The 1690-nt window shown below is 57.5% G+C and carries 1 protein-coding gene; it reads left to right on the top strand.

The genetic code is table 11. The features are described 5' to 3' along the window. On the top strand, positions 1 to 1690 hold a 1690-nt coding region (locus V6D20_18440), incomplete at both ends, for an acetate--CoA ligase family protein (GenBank protein ID HEY9817761.1).

Raw genomic sequence — 1690 nt, 5'->3', positions numbered from 1 at the left:
GTCATCTACATGGAATCGATTGGCAATGCTAGTTCCTTCCTGTCCGCTGCGCGGGAAGTGGCGTTGACCAAACCGATTATTGTCATCAAAACTGGGCGTACGGAAGCCGCTGCCAAAGCTGCCGCCTCCCATACGGGATCTCTAGCCGGCAGTGATGACGTCCTCGATGCTGCCTTCCGCCGCTGTGGCGTTTTGCGGATTGAGCGCATTTCCGAAATGTTTGACCTAGCCGAGGTGCTGTCGAAGCAAGATCGGCGACCTAAAGGGCCAAAACTAGCGATTATCACCAATGCGGGTGGCCCCGGCGTCTTGGCCACAGATGCCCTGATTCGCACCGGCGGACAGCTTGCAACATTGTCGGATCAAACCATTGCAGCGCTTAACGAGATCCTGCCGCCCCACTGGAGCCACGGCAATCCCATTGACATTCTCGGGGATGCTGAACCGGAACGCTATGCCAAGGCCCTAGAGGTAGCTGTCAATGATCCCAACAGCGATGGCCTCTTGGTGATCCTCACGCCCCAGGCTATGACCGATCCTAGCCGCACGGCTGAATGTCTGAAGCCCTACGCCCAGACGGCGAATAAACCAATTATGGCCAGTTGGATGGGGGGAGATGAGGTCACTGCTGGGGAGCTGATGCTGAACCAGTCCAGCATTCCCACCTATCGCTTCCCGGATGCGGCCGCGCGGTTGTTTAACCTGATGTGGTGCTATAGCTATAACCTCAAGGGCATCTACGAAACGCCGGTCTTGCCAGAAGATTCAGACGCAGAGGCTCCCGATCGCGCCCTAGTGAACCAAATTCTCACGGCGGCCCGCCAGGCCAACCGCACCTTGCTGACCGAATCGGAATCCAAGCAAATCCTAGCGGCCTACCACATCCCCATCGTGCAAACGGGGACGGCCACCAACGCAGAGGATGCCGTCCAATGGGCTGAGCAACTGGGCTATCCCGTTGTTCTCAAGCTGTTGTCCAACACCATTACCCACAAAACCGACGTGGGCGGCGTGCAGCTCAACTTAACCGATGCTGATGCCGTGCGTTGGGCCTATCAGACCATTGAACGGAACGTCCAAGAGAAGGTGGGTGAAGGGCATTTCCATGGGGTGACGGTTCAGCCGATGATTACCCTAGAAGGCGGCTATGAGCTGATCATCGGCAGCAGCATTGATCCCCAATTTGGCCCCGTCTTGGTCTTTGGTACCGGCGGGCAGTTGGTGGAGGTCTTCCGCGATCGCGCTATTGCCCTGCCACCTCTGAATACCACCTTGGCCCGCCGCATGATCGAGCAAACCCAGATCTACAAAGCCCTACAAGGGGTGCGGGGTCGCCTGCCGGTGGATCTCGATGCCCTAGAGAAACTGCTGGTGCGCTTCAGTTATCTAGTGGTCGAGCAGCCCTGGATTCAGGAAATCGACATTAATCCGCTGTTTGCCCGCCCTATGCCCGCCGATAGCCTGTCGGGATCCTCGTTGATTGCCCTGGATGCACGGGTGGTGCTGCATCCTGCCGATATACCCACGGACGATCTGCCCAAGCCGGCCATTCGTCCGTACCCGACGCAGTACACGAGTCCTTGGACGATGCGGGATGATACGCCGGTGATCATTCGTCCCATTCGTCCTGAAGATGAGCCGTTGATTGTGCAGTTCCACACCACCCTTTCTGAGGAAAGTGTCTATCTGC

Source organism: Candidatus Obscuribacterales bacterium, from assembly GCA_036703605.1.
Classification (GTDB): domain Bacteria; phylum Cyanobacteriota; class Cyanobacteriia; order RECH01; family RECH01; genus RECH01.
Note: the sequence above shows the minus strand (reverse complement) of the source record. Positions and strands in the feature narration are given on the sequence as shown.